Raw genomic sequence first — 543 nt, forward strand, 5'->3', positions numbered from 1 at the left:
CGCATGGGCGACTTCTACGAGCTGTTCTTCAAGGACGCCGAGGTCGCGGCGGCGGCGCTCGGCATCACCCTGACCAAGCGGGGCAAGCATCAGGGCGAGGACATTCCGATGGCCGGCGTGCCGGTCCATGCGATGGAGGGCTATCTCGCCCGCCTGATCCGCATCGGCCACAAGGTCGCCATCTGCGAACAGCTGGAAGACCCCGCCGAGGCCAAGAAGCGCGGCGGCAAGACCGTCGTGCATCGCGGCGTGGTCCGGGTCGTCACCCCCGGCACCCTGACCGAAGACAGCCTGCTGGACGCGCGCGGCGCCAACCGTCTGGCGGCGGTCGCGGTGCGTAAAGGTCGGGCGGCCGTTGCCGTGGTCGAACTGTCGTCCGGCGCGGTCGACAGCGTCGCCTGTTCTATCGAAGACCTGGGCGCGGCCCTGGCCGCCTTCCGCCCGTCTGAAGTCCTGGTCACGGACCGGATGTATTCGGACGAGACGACGCGCGACGCCCTGGACGGCTCGGGCGGCGTGGTCCAGGCGCTGGCCGGCGCCATC

At 70.3% G+C, this 543-nt stretch carries 1 pseudogene; it reads left to right on the forward strand.

The features are described from left to right. A pseudogene (locus tag B3T77_RS07745) lies at nucleotides 1-543 on the forward strand (DNA mismatch repair protein MutS); the annotation flags it as partial.

The organism is Brevundimonas sp. UBA7838 (genome assembly GCF_002500885.1).
In the GTDB taxonomy this organism is placed as follows: Bacteria; Pseudomonadota; Alphaproteobacteria; order Caulobacterales; family Caulobacteraceae; genus Brevundimonas; species Brevundimonas vesicularis_C.